The organism is Curtobacterium sp. MCLR17_036, from assembly GCF_003234445.2.
Taxonomy (GTDB): Bacteria; Actinomycetota; Actinomycetes; order Actinomycetales; family Microbacteriaceae; genus Curtobacterium.
Map to the genome: position 1 here is coordinate 1,442,205 of NZ_CP126269.1, position 17,388 is coordinate 1,459,592.

Sequence of the window (17,388 nt, forward strand, 5' to 3'; positions counted from 1 at the left end):
ACTGATCCCATGACGACGTTGCACGAGGAATCCGCCACCGACCACGACGCCCTGGCGGACCAGTCCGTCGCCCTCGTCCGGCAGTGGCTGGCGGACGCCGAGTCGTACCCGGTCGACGGGTCCGCCAAGCAGCTCGCCGGGGTCCTCGCCGACCCCGCCGGGCTCGACTTCGCGGTCGGCTTCGTGGACGGCGTCGTCCGCCCCGAGGACTTCACCGTCGCCGCGCGCAAGCTCCGCCAGATCGCCCCCGACGCCCCCGGGTTCCTGCCCGCCGCCATGCGTGGCCTCGTGCGGCTGGGCGGCGGGATGGCACCGGTGCTGCCGAACGTCGTCGTCCCCGTCGCCCGCCGGGTGCTCCGGAACATGGTCGGGCACCTCATCGTCGACGCCACCGACGCGAAGCTCGGCCCGGCCATCGCGAAGATCAGGCGCGACGGCGTCCGGCTCAACGTCAACCTGCTCGGCGAGGCCGTCCTGGGCGAGCGCGAGGCCGCCCGCCGCCTCGAGGGCACGCACAAGCTGCTGGCACGCGACGACGTCGACTACGTCTCCATCAAGGTCTCCTCGACCGTGCACCCGCACTCGCCGTGGGCGTTCGGCCACGCGGTGGACGACATCGTCGAGCAGCTCCGCCCGCTGTTCGAGCGCGCCGCCGCCGCGACCCCGGCGAAGTTCATCAACCTCGACATGGAGGAGTACAAGGACCTCGACCTGACCATCGCGGTCTTCACGAAGCTCCTCGACGAGCCCGCGTTCCTGCACCTCGAGGCCGGCATCGTGCTGCAGGCGTACCTGCCCGACGCGCTCGCCGCGATGCAGGAGCTGCAGGAGTGGTCCGCCGCCCGTCGCGCACGCGGCGGCGCCGGCATCAAGGTGCGCCTGGTCAAGGGCGCCAACCTGCCGATGGAGCAGGTCGAGGCGTCCGTGCACGGCTGGCCGCTCGCCACCTGGCACACCAAGCAGGACTCCGACACGAACTACAAGCGCGTGCTCGACTGGGCGCTCACCCCGGACCGCATCGAGAACGTCCGCGTCGGCGTCGCCGGGCACAACCTGTTCGACGTCGCGCACGCCTGGCTGCTCGCCGGGGAGCGCGGGGTGCGCGACGGCATCGAGTTCGAGATGCTGCTCGGCATGGCGCAGGGGCAGGCCGAGGCCGTCCGGAAGACCGTCGGGTCGCTGCTGCTCTACACGCCCGTCGTGCACCCCGGCGAGTTCGACGTCGCGATCGCTTACCTGATCCGCCGCCTCGAAGAGGGCGCCTCGCAGGACAACTTCATGTCCGCCGTGTTCTCGCTGGTGTCCTCGCCGCCGCTGTTCGCCCGCGAAGAAGCACGCTTCCGCGCCTCGCTCGTGCCGCTCGCGACGCCCGAGGGCCTCGAAGCGCCGGCATCCCACCGCGTCGCCGACCGCTACGCAGCGGTCGGCCGCCCCGGCCCCGGCCACTTCGAGAACACCCCGGACAGCGACCCGTCGGTCGCCTCCGTGCGTGCCTGGGGCGACGCGATCACCGCCCGCGTCGCGTCGTCGACGCTCGGCGTCCGCGCCGTCCAGGAGGCCCGGGTGGACTCCGCCTCGTCGCTCGACTCCGCGCTCGGTCGCGCGAAGGCCGCCGGTGCCGTCTGGGGCACCTGGTCCGGTGCCGCCCGCGGCGCCGTGCTGCACGCCGTCGGCGACGCACTCGAGGCGAACCGCGCCGCGCTCATCGAGGTCATGGCCGCCGAGACCGGCAAGACGATCGACCAGGCCGACCCCGAGGTGTCCGAGGCGATCGACTTCGCGCACTTCTACGGCACGCTGGCGTCCGCACTCGACGACGTCGACGGCGCCACCTTCACGCCGGCCGAGCTGACCCTCGTCGCACCGCCGTGGAACTTCCCGGTCGCGATCCCCGCCGGCTCGACGCTCGCCGCACTGGCCGCGGGATCCGCCGTCGTGCTGAAGCCCGCACCGCCCGCCGAGCGCTCCGGCGCCGTGCTCGCCTCGATCATCGAGACCGCGCTCGACGCGCACGGCGCCCCGGCCGACGTCCTCGCGTTCCTGCAGGTCTCCGAGAACGACCTCGGGCAGCAGCTCATCGCCTCGCCCATGGTCGACCAGGTCATCCTCACCGGCGCGTACGAGACGGCCGAGCTGTTCCGCTCGTTCCGCCCGGACCTGCCGCTGCTCGCCGAGACCTCGGGCAAGAACGCGATCATCGTCACGCCGTCGTCCGACCTCGACCTCGCCGTCAAGGACGTCGTCGCCTCGGCCTTCGGGCACGCCGGCCAGAAGTGCTCGGCCGCGTCGCTCGTCGTCATGGTCGGCTCGGTCGCGAAGTCGAAGCGCTTCCGCAACCAGCTGCTCGACGCCGTGTCCTCGCTCACGGTGGGCTACCCGACCGACGCCGCGACGCAGATGGGTCCGGTCATCGAGCCGGCCGCGGGCAAGCTGCTCGAGGGCCTGACGACGCTCGGCGCGGGGGAGTCCTGGGCCGTCGAGCCCGAGCAGCTCGACGAGACCGGCAAGCTCTGGAGCCCGGGCGTCCGCCAGGGCGTCCGCCGCGGCTCGGCGTTCCACCGCACCGAGTACTTCGGACCGATCCTCGGCATGATGACCGCCGACTCCCTCGACGAGGCGATCGACATCGTCAACGAGGTCGACTACGGCCTGACCTCGGGCCTGCACTCGCTCGACCCGGCCGAGATCGGTCGCTGGCTGTCGCGCATCGAGGCGGGCAACCTCTACGTCAACCGCGGCATCACCGGCGCCATCGTGCGCCGCCAGCCGTTCGGCGGGTGGAAGAAGTCGGCCGTCGGTGCCGGGACGAAGGCCGGAGGGTTGAACTACCTGCTCGGGCTCGGGTCGTGGACGCCGGCTGTCGCCACCGAGGGCTCGGCTGTCTCGGCACCGGTCTCGGCGTTCGCCCGGGCCACCGGTGTGACCTCGGAATCGCTCGACCGTGCGCTCGCCTCCGACGAGCAGGCCTGGTCGACGCTGTTCGGCACCGCGGCCGACGTCTCGGCGCTGTCCGCCGAGCGGAACATCGCCCGGTACCTGCCGTTCCCGTCGGTGCAGGTGCGGCTGGCCTCGGTCGACGAGGACGCCGTTCCCGAGCTCGTCCGGGTCGTCGCCGCGGCACTGCGGGCCGGCACGGCGATCGAGGTCTCGACGGCGGCGACGCTGCCGTCCTCCGTCGCCTCGGCGATCCGCGCGCTGCCGATCGTCCGCTCGCTGTCCCAGACGGTGTCCGACGAGGCCTTCGCGAGCTCGGTGGCGTCCGGCCCGTCGAGCCGGGTGCGGCTCGTCGGCGGGGACACCTCGGCGCTGTACACGGCCGTCGAGGGGCGTCCGGACGTCGCGGTCTACGGCGGACCGGTGACCGAGGCCGGGCGGCTCGAGATCCTGCCGTTCGTCCGGGAGCAGGCGGTGTCGATCACGGCGCACCGCTTCGGGACGCCGAACCACCTGACGGACGGACTGATCTGATCCCGCACGGACCCGACGCCCGGCTGTCCCGACGGCGCTCGCTGGGCATCGTCGGCGGCGCTCTGCTGTTGCCGGCCCAGGGCGGCTGGCTCGTCTTCGCCATGCGCGACGGCGGGGTCTGGTGGCTCGCCTGGGCCGTCGTGCTCGTCGGCCTGGTGGCCTGCACGGTGGTGACGGCCGTGCAGGCCCGCCGGCTCGGGCCGACCGGTCGGCCCGTGATCGCCACGCCGGTGAACGTCGCCGTGCTCCTGGCGCTCTTCGGCTGGATCCTCGTCGCACTCGCGCGCTGACGGCGCACGGTCCTCCGGCGCCGGAGCTGTCCGGTCGCCGCACGGCCTGGGGTCGCTCGAAGGGACAGCGCGTTGCCTCGGAGCCGCGCCGCAACCACGGCGCACCCGGCGGTTCCGCCGGACGATCCCTGAGGAGCACCACGATGACCGAACCCTTCGCCCGCCCGACCGCGCTCGCGCACGTCCGGGTGACCGTGACCGACATCCACCGCAGCAAGGCGTTCTACCAGCAGCTGCTCGGCACCGAACCAGCCATCGACTTCAGCGACCAGGTCGACGAGCCCGGTGTCCGCGAGGACCGCGAGCGGTTCTACGGCGGCGCGGTGTTCCGGCTCGGCGACCAGGTGTTCGGGCTCCGGCCGGTCGCTCCCGCGGGGCAGACCTTCGACCCGGACTCGGTCGGCCTCGACCACGTCAGCTTCGTCGTCGGGTCCGTCGACGAACTGCACCAGGCCGCCGCGCGGCTCGACGCCGCCGGGGTCGAGCACGGCGAGGTGACGGACCTCGGCGACGCCGGCATGGTGATCCTGTCCGTGCAGGACCCGGACGACATCAACCTCGAGCTCGCCGCCTTCACGGGCTGACGGCCCGGGCGCCGGTCGGCGGGGCCGTCCGGTCCGGACCTGTCCCGTCCGGTTTGGTCCCATGCGGCGTCGCCCTGCTGCGGGGTCGACCTGGTTCGATTCCGGCCCGCACAACCAAGGTGCTCCCGAACCGCGCGATCGCGCGGTTCGGGAGCACTTTGGTTGTGCGCCAGCGTGCAACGGGCGCTGGGCGCGACCGGCGCCGGCGCTCAGTCGGCGGCGGCGGGCTGCCCGGGGGTCATCGTGCTCGTCACGAGCTCGCGGAGCGACGCCGGCAGGGGGACCGGGCGGCGGGCGCCCTCGCGGTCGATGATCACGTGCACGAACTCGCCGGTCGCGAGCAGCGCGCCGTCGGACTGGCGGAACAGGCCGAACTCCCACGACAGGCTCGTGTTGCCGAGGTGCTTCGAGCGCATCCCGACCTGGATGACGTCCGGCCAGACGGCGGACTCGACGAAACGGCAGCTCGACGAGACCAGCACCGCGATCCACTCCGACGAGAACGGGTCGAGGCCGGCCTGCTCGCGGAACCAGTACGTCGACGCGTTGTCCATGGCGCTGTAGTAGATCGTGTTGTTGACGTGGCCGAACATGTCGTTGTCGTTCCAGCGCGTGGGGTAGACGCGGACGAAGGGGTAGTCGTCGATGGTCATGGTGCTCCGATCGGTGGGGTGTCCGGGCTGGGATTGCGGCCCGGTCGCAGGACGTACTCGAACGCAGCGCGCGCTCGGACGGGGTCGGGAGTCTCGCCGGAGATGAGGTCGGCGTAGGTGAACGACTCCGAGATCCGTACGAGCAAGCGTGCCAGTTCCTCGGCGGAGAGCGGTGCGGGGTCGAAGTCGCCGGACGACTGCTCCTCGACCACGAGCGCCGTGACGCGGCCGACGAACCGGCTCTGCACGTCGCTGTCGCGCGTGGTGAGCAGGCGGAGCGCGCGTGCCGGTTCGCGGGTCAGGAACGTCCGGAAGTAGGGCGCTTCGATGAGGTCGGCGGTGAACCGGTCGAGGACGTCGACGATGCGGGCGGCCCCGGTCGCCCGGTCCTCGTCGGCGGCGCGGGACGCCTGGTCGAGCGTCGGGACCGCCAGGGACCAGAGGATCTCGGACAGCAACCGGTCACGGTTGCCCACCCACCGGAACAGCGACGTCCGGTCCACGCCGAGCGAGCCGGCCAACGCGCCCATGTCGATGCGTGAGCCGGCGATGAAGGTGTGACGGGCCTCCCGGAAGGCGCGCAGCGCAGAGTCCGATGTGTACACGCGAGTCTCCCTTGCAACGTTTTCGAGAATGATGCATCGTTGGTTCCATGTCAACGACGGCGCTCCCGACGACCCTGCTCGAATCGGACTTCTACGGCTTCCAGCAGCAGCTGTCAGAGCCGGAGCGCGCGTCGATCGGGCGGCTGCGCGAGTACCTCGAGCGTGAGGTCGCGCCCATCGCCGACGGCTACTGGGCACGGGCGGAGTTCCCGATGCAGGTGATCGCCCCGCTCGCCGAGCTCGGCATGTACGGTCCCGGCATCCCGCTCGTGCGCCGCTTCGAGAACTCGGCGGTCTACCGCGGGTGGGCCGCCCTCGAGCTCGGGCGTGTCGACGCGAGCGTGGCGACCTTCATCGGCGTGCAGTCCGGTCTCGCGATGAACTCCATCGCGGTCGGCGGCAGCGAGGAGCAGCAGCGCGAGTGGCTGCCGCGCATGGCCGCCGGCGAGCTGGTCGGCGCGTTCGGCCTGACCGAGCCGCTGTCCGGCAGTGACTCGGCACGCGGACTCCGCACGACGGCGCGGCGTGAGGGCGACACCTGGGTGCTCGACGGCGAGAAGCGCTGGATCGGCAACGCGACCTTCGCCGATGTCGTCGTCATCTGGGCGAAGGACGTCGCGGACGAGCAGGTCAAGGGCTTCCTCGTCACGACGGACACCCCCGGCTTCACCGCCACCAAGATCGAGGACAAGATCGCCCTGCGCGGGGTGCAGAACGCCGACATCGTCATGCAGGGCGTCCGTGTGCCGGAGTCGCGCCGCCTGCAGCGCGCCGACTCGTTCCGGACGACGGCCGAGGTCCTCCGGCTCACGCGCACCGAGGTGGCCTGGCAGGCGATCGGCATCGCGGTCGGTGCCTACGAAGCGGCCCTTTCCTACGCGCGCGAGCGCATCCAGTTCGGCAAGCCGATCGCGGCGCACCAGCTCGTGCAGGACCGGCTCGTGCAGTCGCTCGGCAACATCACCGCGTCGATCGCGCTCTGCACGCAGGCCTCGGCCATGCAGGACGCCGGCGTCGGGGGCGACGAGCACTCGGCGCTGGCCAAGGCGTTCGCCACGGCGAAGATGCGCGAGACCGTCGCCTGGTGCCGCGAGGTGCAGGGTGGCAACGGGATCGTGCTCGACAAGGGCGTCGCCCGGTTCTTCGCGGACGCCGAGGCGATCTACTCGTACGAGGGCACGCGCGAGGTGAACACGCTCATCGTCGGGCGGGCGATCACGGGGCAGGCCGCGTTCGTCTAGGCCGGGCGGCAGGCTGCGTTCGTCCAGGCCGGGGCGGCTCGGGCGGCTCGGGCGCATCCGACCCGGAACGACGTTGTCGACGTCGTGCGACGTCGATCGTGTCGTTCCGGGTCGATCGAGCCCGCCGCTACCCGAGCAGCTCCGGGCGCTGCCAGTCCTCGTCGAGCACGTGCTGCCCGAGGAACGCGAACACCGTCTCGTACCAGACCACGGCGTGCTGCGGCTGGAGCACCCAGTGGTTCTCGTCCGGGAAGTAGAGGAACCGGTGCGGCATCGTGCCGTCCGCTGCGGCGTGGTGCTCGGCGAGCTCCGACCAGAGCCGCAGACCCTCGCCGATCGGCACCCGGTAGTCGCGGTCCCCGTGGATCACGAGCATCGGTGACGTGATGTCCGCCACGAAGCGGTGCGGGTCGTTCGCCGCGATGCCGTCCGCGTCGAAGATCGACGACCAGTAGTGCGACGAGTCCGTCGTGCCGTTGAACTGGTCGAGCGCCCACAGGCTGGCGTGGGTGACGACCGCCCGGAACCGGTCGGTGTGCCCGGCGACCCAGTTCGCCATGTAGCCCCCGAACGACCCGCCCATCGCGGCCGTGCGAGTCTCGTCGATGTCCGCCCGGGCCTCCACGACGTCGGTGATCGCCATGAGGTCGGTGTACGGCGCCTGCCCCCACGCGTTCCACCCGCGGTTCACGAAGTCGAGGCCGTACCCCGTGGACAGCGCCGGGTCCGGCAGCAGCACCGCGTACCCGCGTGCCGCCGCCAGCATCGGGTTCCACCGCCACGACCACTGGTTCCACGAGTTGAGCGGGCCGCCGTGGATCCAGAGCAGCAACGGGTGCGGCCCGTCGCCCTCCGGCACGACGAGCCACCCGCGCACGCGCGCCCCGTCGGCCGCGGTCGTCTCGACCTCTTCCAGGCGGGCGGGGACCTCCGGCAGGGGCGCCGGCGTCGCGAGCGGGGTCACCGTGCCGTCGCCGTCGATGCGGACGGGGTGCAGCGGCGCCGCCCAGGAGGCCCGCAGCGCCACGACCGTGCCCGTCGCCTCCGCCACGCACAGGCTCGAGTACGCCCAGTCGTCGTGCGTCAGCTGCTCGACGGCGCCGCCGTCGAGCGGGATGCGGAACACGGGTGCCCGACCGTCCTGGTCGGCGACGGCGAGCAGCGCCCGGTCGCCGTGCTCGAAGACGAGCTGGGCGGGCCAGCGGTCCCAGTCGGTGGCGATGCGTCGCGCGTCGGACCCGTCGATCGAGGCGACCCAGACCTCCTGCTGGTTCGCGCCGGCCGGGGTCGAGCGGACCGTCCGCACCCACGCGACGGTGCGGCCGTCGTGGCTGAGGGCGGGCATCTCGTGGTCGACACCGTCGTCGCCGAACAGGGTGGTGCGCGTCCCGGTGGTCAGGTCGTGCGCCACGATCGTGGAGCGGTCACCGCGGGCTTCCCGCACGCCCACCGCGGCGACGAGCACGGTCCCGTCCGGGGTCAGCGCGCCGCTGACGTGGTCGAGCGACCGACCGGGAGCGGGCGTGCGGTCGGTCAGGCGGGGCAGGCCGGCGGTCGCGGTGCTGTCGGTGCGGCTGCTGTCGGTGCGGCTGCTGTCCTCGCTGGTGGCAGGGCCCGTGCTGGCCTCGGCGCTCGTCGTCGCGGCGGTGTCGGCGCCGAGATCGAGGGTGAGGACGTGGGTCTGGTCCGGCCCGAGGTCGTGGTCCCAGTACCGGACCGGGTAGGTCTCGTGCAGGATCGCCCGGACCTTCTTGTCCGTGCGGGCCTTCCGGAGTCCGGCGTCGGCCGAGATCACCGTCTCGGGATCGGTCCCGGCACCGGGCAACAGGTCGGCCGTGACGGCGACGGTGTCGGCGTCCGCGGCGGTGGCGAGCACGCCGCCGACGCCGCCGGTCAACCGGGTGAGCGGGCGGGCTTCACCGCCGCCGGCCGGCAGGACCCAGAGCTGCGCCGCGTCGACGTCGGACGCGTCAGCGTCCGGCCGGGCGGACACGAACAACAGGTCCCCGGTGCGGGTGAAGGCGACCCCGCCCTCGCCCTTCGCGGAACGGGTGAGCCGGACCGGTCCGGCCGTGCGCGACCCGTCGCTCGTCGCGTCGGCATCTGCGGGGACCTGCCACACGGAGCGCCGGTACGCGGTCCGGTCGGGGTCGAGCGCGCTGACCGTCAGGGCGACCCGCTGGCCGTCCGGACTGATCGCGATCCCGTCGACACGGGGGAGCGCGGTGTACTGGTCGAGGTCCGAGAACGGCGTCGTCATGCGTCCACGCTAGCGAGGTCCTCCGACCAGAAGGCCGCGATCCGCTCGGCGACCGCCGTGCCCTGCGCACGACCGGCGTCCGCCGCGGGTGCCTGCGTCGAGAGCGCCAGCGAGTTCGTGCCGAACGCCTGCTGCGCCGTGCTGTCGGCGATGACGACCTCGACCGAGCTGCCGCCGGCCCGGAGCGACTCCACCGCGACGTCGAGCCAGGGTCCGAGCGGGGACGGCCCCTCGGGACCGCAGGCGATGACGAGCACGCGCTCGTGTCCGGCCGCGACGTCGGCGTTCGTGGCGGAGCGCATGCCGCCGTCGATGTACGGGCGGCCCTGGATCGCGACGGGCGACCAGACGAACGGCACGGAGCAGCTGGCGGCGACCGCGCGCGGCAGGGGGACGCCGTCGGCTGCGGTGAGCACCCGGAACGTGCCGTCGGTGGCGTCGATCGCCGTCACCGCGAGCGGGGCGTCCGGCCAGTCGGAGCCGGGCAGGGTCTCGACGAAGGTCGCGGTCCGCTCGTCGTCGGTCTGGCCGGCGGTCACCTGCTGCGCGGCCCGGCCGAGTCGGGCGCGGGCGTCCTGGTCGTCGGTCGCGCCCTGGAGCGCCGCGCCCACGCGTTCCTGCACCGAGCCGGGCTCCACCTGCGTGGGTTCCACGTAGGTGGACGGCAGGGGAGCGTGCTGCTGGTCGTACGCCTGCTGCACGGCACCGTTCCGGACGAAGGCCCCGACGACGCTGCCGGCACTCGAGCCGACGACGAGGTCCGCGGCACCGAGGTCGACCCCGGCGTCCTGCAGGGCGGAGAGGACCCCGAGCTCCCAGGCGATCCCGGCGATCCCACCCCCGCCGAGGACGAGGGCTCTGGTTCCGGGCTGGGGCGTCGTGGCGTCGGTCATGGGTCCTGCTTACCAGTCCCCGGTGTCCGGGCCGGGCAGCGCGACGCCGTGCTGTGGACACCGTGCCGCACCGTCCGCCTGTGGACAACTCGATCCCCGTCGGTGGTCGGCCCTAGCGTCGAGGCATGGGAGCACAACGGGGACGACGCCGGACGCGTCCGGGGCGCATCGGCACGGTGGCGTGGCCGGTCGTGGTGGCGGCCGCGCCCACGGCTGCCTTCCAGCTGCCGAACCTGTTCGTCGTGCCGGCGGTCCGGCTGTCGCTCGTGGTGTTCGGCCTCGTCGTGCTCGCCGCGGCCGTCGTCGTGCAGGTCGTGCGCACGCGGCACAGCGACGCTGCCCGGGGCGCGGCAGAGGACAACGCGGCGGCGGTCGAGCTCGAGCAGTCCACGGCCGTGCGGTACGCCTTCGGCCAGATCGCCACCCGGCTCGTCCGCTTCACCGAGCTCCCGACGCGTGAGCGGCGCGGTGAGCTGCCCGTCTTCGCCGACCGGGTCGCCGTGGCCCTCGCCTTCTACCTGCTGCCCAAGGTGCCCGACGTCCGTGCCAACGTGTACCAGCTGTCGGCGGACCTCCGCGCGCTCGAACCGATCGGGCACGGTGGTGCCGGTGACACCGCCGGGGTGTTCCGCGCGGGGACGCCGTACGGCGACCGCAACCTCGAGTGGGTGCTCGTCGGCGGAGCACCGCGCGTCGTCGGCGACCGGGCCGCCGACGTCGACGTCGACGACGACGTGCCCGGCTTCGAGCCGCGGTACACGTCCTACGTGTCCGTGGTGATCCGGTCCGAGGAGTACTCCTTCGGGATGCTCACCGTCGACTCGCCGGCCCCCGACGCCTTCACCGAGCTCGACGCGAAGGCCATCGCGATGATGGCGTCGTTCATGGCGGTGGCGTTCTCGTTGACCTACTCGTTCCCGGATCGGGACCGCAATGCAAGGAAAGGCCCGTGATGCTCACACGCTCTGTCGGACGCTCGACGTACGATCCCCTCATGACGACCGTGAACCCCGCCCCGCTGTCGTTCGGCCGCGCCCGGATCTCCTCACCGAACTGGAACGACGACACCACCGACGCCGACTACGAGGACCTCGACGTCATCGCCGCCAACCTCGAGCGTGAACGCGCCGCAGCCCGTGACCGGGTCGCCGCCGCCATCGCCGCTCGCCTGGGTCGCTGACCCTTCCCGCTCCGTCCGTCCTGACCGACGACCGCACGACGAACGGCACCCGCGCTCCTGCACGGGTGCCGTTCCTGTCTGCGGGTGCGCGCTCCGCTACGAGGCAGGCGCCACGTCGATGAGGACCTTCCCGACGGTGTCCTGCTCGACGGCGTCGTGGGCCGCGGCGGTCCGTTCCAGGGCGAAGCGGGTCAGCGGGAGCCCGGCATCGGGACCGACCTCGAGCACGCCGTCGTGGAGCGCCTCGGTGACGTCCTCGGCGGCGGCGGCCAGGGCCTCGTCGCCGATCGTGTAGAGCAGCAGGAACTGGTACCGGGCGTTGACGCTCATGTTCGGGCGGATCGGCAGGGTCGCGTCGTCGCCGCCGTTGTTCGCGTAGATCGAGACGACGCCGTGGTTCGCCAGGACGTCGGCGACGAGCGCGGCGTTCTGCGGGATCGACACCTCGACGACGACGTCGACACCGTCGGGAGCGATCGAGCGGATCTGGTCGGCCGCGTCGTCGTCGCGGTAGTTCACCGTGTGGTGGGCGCCGGCCGCCGTCGCGAGGGCTGCCTTCTCGTCCGAGCTGATCGTCGAGATGACGGTCGCCCCGGCCCACCGCGCGAGCTGGATCGCGGCGTGACCCACGGCACCGGCACCGCCGGCCACCAGGACCGTCGTGCCCTCGAGCGCTCCCGGGCCGAGCCGCGCGGGACCGTCCTCGTGGACCGTCAGCGCACGGTGTGCGGTCATCGCCGGGACACCGAGCGAGGCGCCGACGTCGAAGCTGGTGCGCTCGGGCAGCCGTACCGCTCGCTCGGCGGGCACGACCGTGTACTCCTGGGCGGTGCCCGTCGGACGGGACGCAGCGGCCATGAAGAGCCAGACGCGGTCGCCGACGGCGAGTCCCTCGACGCCGGGGCCGACGGCGTCCACGACACCGGAGCCGTCCTGGTTCGGGGTGATCTCGGGGAAGGGCAGGCCGTCGCCGTAGGTGCCGCCGGCACGCGCCTTCCAGTCGGTTGGGTTCACACCGGAGACGACGACCCGGACGCGGACCTCGCCGGCGCCGGGTTCGGGGACGTCCCGCTCGACGAGTTCGAGGACGCTGCTGTCACCGGGCTTCGTGTAGACGATCGATCGCATGTCCCCAGGCAACCACTCGGCGCCGTCGCGGATTCCGAGCGTCGCGCCGCACCCGGGGGTCAGCGCGCGTCGTACGCCACGCGGGACACCGCGACGTCGGCCATGTGCGAGGTCGCCCAGTCCTCGAGGGGCTCGAGGACCGTCCGGAGCGACCGCCCGCGCTCGGTCAGTTCGTACTCGACGTGCGGCGGGATCTCCGGGTACACGGTGCGGGTGACCAGGCCGTCCCGCTCGAGCGCCCGCAGCGTCTGCGTGAGCATCTTCTGCGAGACGCCCTGCACCCGGTTCGCGATGGCCGAGTAGCGTGCCGGTCCGTCGGCGAGGCTGCCGATCGTCAGCACGCTCCACCGGTCGCCGATGCGGTCGAGCAGCTGCCGGCTGGGGCAGTCCGCCGCGTAGGGGGTGTACTCGAGCGCTGACATGACGTCCTCCGTTACGCACCGCGAGGTGCCTACTTACTCGTAGAGAGTAACTCTTGTACGGTGAGCAACACCAGGTCCACGAAAGGAACACCATGACCAGCATCGTCGTCTTCGGTGGCACCGGCTACGCCGGCTCCGCCATCACCTCCGAGGCCCTCGCGCGCGGCATCGCCGTCACCGCCGTCGCCCGCGACACGAGCAAGCTCGAGCCGACCGACGGCCTGACCCTCGCGCAGGGCGACGCCTTCGACGCGGACTTCGTCGCCGAGGTCACGAAGGGCGCGGACGTCGTCGTCGTCTCGCTGCACGCCGTGCAGGCCGACGGCAGCGAGCTCAAGGACAGGTTCCAGCACTTCGTCGACGCGGCTGCTGCCGCCGGCGCGCGCCTGGGCATCGTCGGTGGGGCCGGATCGCTCCGCGTCGCCGAGGACGGCCCCCGCCTGTTCGACACCGAGGGCTTCCCGGACGCGTTCAAGGGCGAGGCGAAGAGCCACGCCCAGGTCCTCGACGCCCTCCGCGCGTCGGACACCGAGGTCGACTGGTTCTACGTGAGCCCGGCCGCGGCCTTCGGCGGGTACAACCCGGGCGAGCGTCGTGGCACCTACCGCACCACCGACGAGGTCCTGCTCACCGACGCCGAGGGCAACTCGGACATCTCCGGTGCCGACTTCGCCATCGCCTTCGTCGACGAGATCGAGACGCCGGCGCACCACCGCGCCCGCTTCGGCGTCGCGTACTGAGCCGGTTCGCCTCCCGAGCGGGGCACGCGCTGCACTGCGGTCCGCGTCTGCGCCCCGTGGCGGGCGTCGCGCCCGTGTGAGTCGGGGCGCGATGCGCGCACGGGGGTGCGAAGCGCTGGTGCGCGTCCGCGCCCCGGTGGGGAGGCCCTCGTCGGCTCCGTCTCGTGCCTCGCGTCCGCTGCGGCCTGCGTCCGCGCCCCCTGGCGGGCATCGCGCCCGTGTGAGTCGGGGCGCGATGCCCGTACGGGGGCGCGAAGCGCTGTGCGCCCGCCCCGCGCCCGCGCCCGCGCCCATCGCATTCGCCCCGCGCCCGCGCCCGCGCCCGCGCCCGCGCCCATCGCCCGCCCCGCGCCCGCGCCCGCCCTGCGCCCCGCCCCCTCAGTGCGCGACGATCGCCGGCACCGGCACGTGGTGGCGCATCCGCACCGCCAGGTGCAGGCCGCCCCGACGGGCGAGCACGAGGGCGACGACCGCGGCGGCCACGGCCGGCACGCCGCCGGCGACGACCATGCCGACGTGGGCGCCGAAGTGGTCGACGACCTGGCCCATGACCGGCCCGCCGATCGCCTGGCCGCCGAGCAGCACGAGGACGTAGAGCGACATCACCCGGCCCCGGATCGCCACGTTCGACGACAGCTGCACGAGCGAGTTCGAGGCGGTCATGAACAGCAGCTGGGACATGCCGACGACGACGAGCGCCACGGTGAACGGCGCGATGACCGGGATGGTCCCCGACACCACGAGCAGCACCCCGGTCCAGAACACCCCGCCGACGATCGTCCGCAGCCGCACGACCGCCCGGCGGGTGGAGAGCAGTGCGCCGGCCAGCGCGCCGACCGCGACCGCGGAGTTGAACACGCCGTAGCCGGCGGCGCCGACGTCGTAGACCTGGGACGCGAAGGCGGACAGCAGCACGGGCATCGTCAGGGCGAACACCGAGAAGAACGCCATGAGCACCACGGGCACGAGGATCGTCGGCTTGTGCAGGGCGTAGCGCAGGCCCTCGACGAGCTGGCCCTTGCCGCGGGGAGCCGGTGGCGTCCGGTGCAGCTCGGACACGCGCAGGAACCCGAGCGTCACGACGACGGCGACGCAGGCGACCGCGTTCACGCCGAAGGACCAGCCGGCGCCGACGGCGACGAGCAGCGCACCGGACAGTGCCGGGCCGATCATGCCGCCGAGCTGGAACACCGACGAGTTGACGCTGATCGCGTTCCGCAGGTGCTGGTGGCCGACGATCTCGGTGACGAAGACCTGGCGTGCGGGGTTGTCGACGACGGTGACCATGCCGACCAGGAACGCGATGACCCAGATGTGCCAGGCCTCGACGACGCCCGTGAGCGTCAGGACGGCGAGCAGTGCGGACAGCACCGCGAAGGCGCCCTGCGTGATCATCATGAGCGCGCGCTTCGAGAACCGGTCGACGAGCACGCCGCCCAGCAGCCCGAAGAGCAGCATCGGCGCGAACTGGCAGGCGACGGTGATGCCGACCTGCGCGACGGAGCCGGTCAGCTGGAGCACGAGCCAGTCCTGCGCGATGCGCTGCATCCAGCCGGCCGTCATGGCGACGAGGTTCGTCGCGGTGAACAGCCGGAAGTTCGGCACCGACAGGGCGATGAGGGTGTGTCGCCACGGTGGACGCTCGGCGACGACGGGCAGCGGTTCGGTGGGCGGTGGGAGGGTCGTCGGTGACGCGCTCACGGTGCGGGGTACTCCGGACGTGGTGGTGGGACGGGCACCCCGTCGGGGAACGCGGGGTCTGCCCCACCGAAACTACGGGTTCGCGGGTCATTCGCCACCCGTATGGTGGCTATCACTCCATTGCGATGTCGAATGGGCTCCACCGACGGAAGGCGACCACCGTGCTCGACCCGGTCCTGCTGCAGACGTTCCTGGCCGTCGCCGAGACCGGCAGCTTCACGCAGGCCGGCACCCGGCTCGGCATCAGCCAGCCGACGGTCTCGCAGCACGTCCGTCGCCTCGAGACCGCGGTGGCGCGGACCCTGGTGGCCCGGGACACCCGCGGGGTCGCCCTCACGGACAACGGCGACGCGATGGCGGGCTTCGCGCGGACCATCCTGGCTGCGCACGCCACCGCCGACGCGTACTTCTCGGGCTCGGCGACGCGGGGGCGGCTGCGGTTCGGCGCCGCCGACGACCTGGCGATCACGCAGCTGCCGCGGATCCTCCGCGACTTCCGCCGGTTGCACCCGCAGGTCAACCTCGAGCTGACCGTGAACCAGTCGGCGCCGCTCCTGCGTCGCGTGCACGCCGGGCAGCTCGACCTGGTGTTCATCAAGCAGACCGCGGGGGAGTCCGCCGAGGGCACCCGGGTCGCCACCGACCAGATGGTGTGGATGGCGCAGGACGGCATCACGGTGGAACGCGACGAGCCGGTGCCGCTCATCGTCTACCAGGCACCGAGCATCAGCCGGCAGATGGCGATCGACGCCCTCGAGGCCGCCGGCCGCACCTGGCGGATCACCTGCAACACCCGAGACGTCAACGGCGTGCTCGCCGCGGTGCGCGCGGGCATCGGGGTCGCGGTGTTCCCGCACTCGCTCATCCCGGCGGACCTGGTCAAGGTCTCGCAGCGGCTCGGCCTGCCGGACCTGCCGGCGGTCGACTACGTCCTCATCGCGAACCCGACGGTGCAGCGCGGTCCGATCGAGGCCCTGACGAACGCGATCACGTCCCGAGGGGTCGTCCGCGCCGTCTGACGGCTACGGCGCGAGCGTCGGGGTCGTGCCGCTGCCGGTGAGGTCGGGCAGCGTCACCCCGGCGAGCGGCAGCAGTGCGGCGGCCACGGCCCAGAGCAGCACGAGCGTGCCCACCCCGCCGAGCACCGCGCCGAGCAGTGCGACCGGACGCTGCCAGGTCGCGGCGGCGTTCCGGAGCGTCGCGACGGAGAGCACGAGTGCGAGCGCCCCGAGCACCAGGCCGACGGCGTGCACCGTGTCGGGAGCGGTGAACCACCAGGCGGCGAGACCGAGCGTCGCGACGCCGGTGAGCGCACCGAGCACGGCGCCGGGGGTCGCACCGAGTGCGCGGCGCGGTCGGGTCGCGGCGGCGGACGGGAGGCCCGGCTCGGCTCCGGCGGCGGCGTCCGGCCCGCCCTCGGGTGCGGTCGCGGGCAGGGCGGCGGTCGGCGCGTCGGCACCGGTCGCGGCGCCGGTCGCGGGGACGACGGGCGCGGCGGTGCCGCCGACGGTCGCGGCCGGGGCCGGCACGACCGGCGCGGGCAGCACCGAGGGCGCGGCGGGGTCCGCCGCGGCGGACCCCTGGACGACGGTGTCGAACGGGTTCGCCGGAGCGGGGGTCGGCGCGGCCGCGGCGCTCTGCTGGGCGGCGAAGCGGCGCGGCGTGCGGTAGCCGATCGGACCGACGGGGGCGGGCTCGGTGCCCTCGACGACGACGTGCTCGAGGCCCGGCACCGAGAACCGCGGCTGGCCGGCGGACGGCACGGGCGCGACGGCCGGGGGTGCCGGCGCGGCCGACGGTGCCGGCAGCGTCACCGGGGCGGTCGCGACGGGCTCGGCGGCCTCGGGAGCCGGGGGTGCGGTCGGGGTGCGGAACGGGACGGTGTGCACGGTGGGCGACGTCGGCGCCGGCGGGAGCAGCTCCTGCTGCGGCGGGTAGTCGGGCACGACGACGTCCTGCTCGGCGAGGGCCGTGACCGTCGTCGCGACGTGCGCGCCGGCGGTGAGACCCGGCGCCCCCTGGGCGGCGTGCGACGTGGCGGGGGTGGGGCGTGCCTCCAGGCCGGCGGCGGCCGGGGCGGCGTCGGTGGGCGGCGCGGTGACCCAGGACGGGACCGGACGGCGCGGCCGGTCCGAGTCCGGCATGCGGTGCGATGCCACAGCGGTGCTCCCTTTTCCGTCGAGTGATCCACGTTCAGTTCTACCGGCGCGACCGTGGAAAGTC

At 73.2% G+C, this 17,388-nt stretch carries 16 protein-coding genes; 8 read left to right on the forward strand and 8 right to left on the reverse strand.

What is annotated here, in order from left to right:
- Positions 1–9 precede the first annotated feature (9 nt).
- From DEI99_RS06865 to DEI99_RS06875, 3 genes are all read left to right on the forward strand, one after another.
- Complete coding sequence (locus DEI99_RS06865; protein WP_111042974.1) at positions 10–3,468, forward strand: proline dehydrogenase family protein; 3,459 nt, start codon at positions 10–12, stop codon at positions 3,466–3,468.
- A gap of 68 nt (positions 3,469–3,536) precedes the next feature.
- On the forward strand, positions 3,537–3,758 hold the full coding sequence (locus DEI99_RS06870) for a hypothetical protein (RefSeq protein ID WP_111042975.1): 222 nt from the start codon (positions 3,537–3,539) through the stop codon (positions 3,756–3,758).
- 143 nt (positions 3,759–3,901) lie between these two features.
- The gene (locus DEI99_RS06875; RefSeq protein WP_111042976.1) at positions 3,902–4,342 is read left to right on the forward strand and encodes a VOC family protein; all 441 of its coding nucleotides are present in this window, start codon (positions 3,902–3,904) and stop codon (positions 4,340–4,342) included.
- A 209-nt stretch (positions 4,343–4,551) separates the two neighbouring features.
- Here the strand turns inward: DEI99_RS06875 and DEI99_RS06880 are convergent, their stop codons facing one another.
- Positions 4,552–4,995 carry an acyl-CoA thioesterase gene (locus DEI99_RS06880; RefSeq protein WP_111042977.1) on the reverse strand — a complete coding sequence of 148 codons (444 nt, stop codon included), beginning with the start codon at positions 4,993–4,995 and terminating at the stop codon, positions 4,552–4,554.
- Entirely contained in the window at positions 4,992–5,600 is a 609-nt protein-coding gene (locus DEI99_RS06885; protein WP_111042978.1) for a QsdR family transcriptional regulator, read from the reverse strand. The genes DEI99_RS06880 and DEI99_RS06885 overlap by 4 nt, the downstream gene beginning before the upstream one ends.
- Positions 5,601–5,647: 47 nt before the next feature.
- On the opposite strand from DEI99_RS06885, the gene DEI99_RS06890 reads away from it, so the two are divergent.
- The gene (locus tag DEI99_RS06890; protein ID WP_111042979.1) at positions 5,648–6,841 is read left to right on the forward strand and encodes an acyl-CoA dehydrogenase family protein; all 1,194 of its coding nucleotides are present in this window, start codon (positions 5,648–5,650) and stop codon (positions 6,839–6,841) included.
- Positions 6,842–6,968: 127 nt separating this feature from the next.
- On the opposite strand, the gene DEI99_RS06895 is transcribed toward DEI99_RS06890, so the two are convergent.
- Positions 6,969–9,101 carry a S9 family peptidase gene (locus DEI99_RS06895; protein ID WP_111042980.1) on the reverse strand — a complete coding sequence of 711 codons (2,133 nt, stop codon included), beginning with the start codon at positions 9,099–9,101 and terminating at the stop codon, positions 6,969–6,971.
- Positions 9,098–9,994 carry a patatin-like phospholipase family protein gene (locus DEI99_RS06900; protein WP_111042981.1) on the reverse strand — a complete coding sequence of 299 codons (897 nt, stop codon included), beginning with the start codon at positions 9,992–9,994 and terminating at the stop codon, positions 9,098–9,100. Before DEI99_RS06900 ends, DEI99_RS06895 begins: the two co-directional genes overlap by 4 nt.
- Positions 9,995–10,119: 125 nt before the next feature.
- Here DEI99_RS06900 and DEI99_RS06905 point away from each other — a divergent pair, with 125 nt between their 5' ends.
- Both DEI99_RS06905 and DEI99_RS06910 read left to right on the forward strand, forming a co-directional pair.
- Positions 10,120–10,947 (forward strand): GAF domain-containing protein, encoded by an 828-nt coding sequence (locus DEI99_RS06905; RefSeq protein WP_146247206.1) that lies wholly within the window; start codon positions 10,120–10,122, stop codon positions 10,945–10,947.
- A 41-nt stretch (positions 10,948–10,988) separates the two neighbouring features.
- Positions 10,989–11,174 carry a hypothetical protein gene (locus DEI99_RS06910; protein ID WP_071254459.1) on the forward strand — a complete coding sequence of 62 codons (186 nt, stop codon included), beginning with the start codon at positions 10,989–10,991 and terminating at the stop codon, positions 11,172–11,174.
- A gap of 96 nt (positions 11,175–11,270) precedes the next feature.
- On the opposite strand, the gene DEI99_RS06915 is transcribed toward DEI99_RS06910, so the two are convergent.
- Positions 11,271–12,302 (reverse strand): NADPH:quinone reductase, encoded by a 1,032-nt coding sequence (locus DEI99_RS06915; RefSeq protein ID WP_111042983.1) that lies wholly within the window; start codon positions 12,300–12,302, stop codon positions 11,271–11,273.
- A gap of 59 nt (positions 12,303–12,361) precedes the next feature.
- Complete coding sequence (locus DEI99_RS06920) at positions 12,362–12,724, reverse strand: winged helix-turn-helix transcriptional regulator (protein ID WP_111042984.1); 363 nt, start codon at positions 12,722–12,724, stop codon at positions 12,362–12,364.
- A 92-nt stretch (positions 12,725–12,816) separates the two neighbouring features.
- On the opposite strand from DEI99_RS06920, the gene DEI99_RS06925 reads away from it, so the two are divergent.
- A complete protein-coding gene (locus tag DEI99_RS06925; RefSeq protein WP_111042985.1) occupies positions 12,817–13,464 on the forward strand; it encodes an NAD(P)-dependent oxidoreductase in 648 nt (215 codons plus the stop codon).
- Between the two features lie 378 nt (positions 13,465–13,842).
- Here the strand turns inward: DEI99_RS06925 and DEI99_RS06930 are convergent, their stop codons facing one another.
- A complete protein-coding gene (locus DEI99_RS06930) occupies positions 13,843–15,165 on the reverse strand; it encodes an MFS transporter (protein WP_284180971.1) in 1,323 nt (440 codons plus the stop codon).
- A gap of 161 nt (positions 15,166–15,326) precedes the next feature.
- On the opposite strand from DEI99_RS06930, the gene DEI99_RS06935 reads away from it, so the two are divergent.
- Complete coding sequence (locus tag DEI99_RS06935) at positions 15,327–16,184, forward strand: LysR substrate-binding domain-containing protein (RefSeq protein ID WP_071297328.1); 858 nt, start codon at positions 15,327–15,329, stop codon at positions 16,182–16,184.
- A 3-nt stretch (positions 16,185–16,187) separates the two neighbouring features.
- On the opposite strand, the gene DEI99_RS06940 is transcribed toward DEI99_RS06935, so the two are convergent.
- Positions 16,188–17,324: a hypothetical protein gene (locus DEI99_RS06940; protein ID WP_284180972.1), complete on the reverse strand. Its 1,137-nt coding sequence runs from the start codon at positions 17,322–17,324 to the stop codon at positions 16,188–16,190.
- Positions 17,325–17,388: the final 64 nt, after the last annotated feature.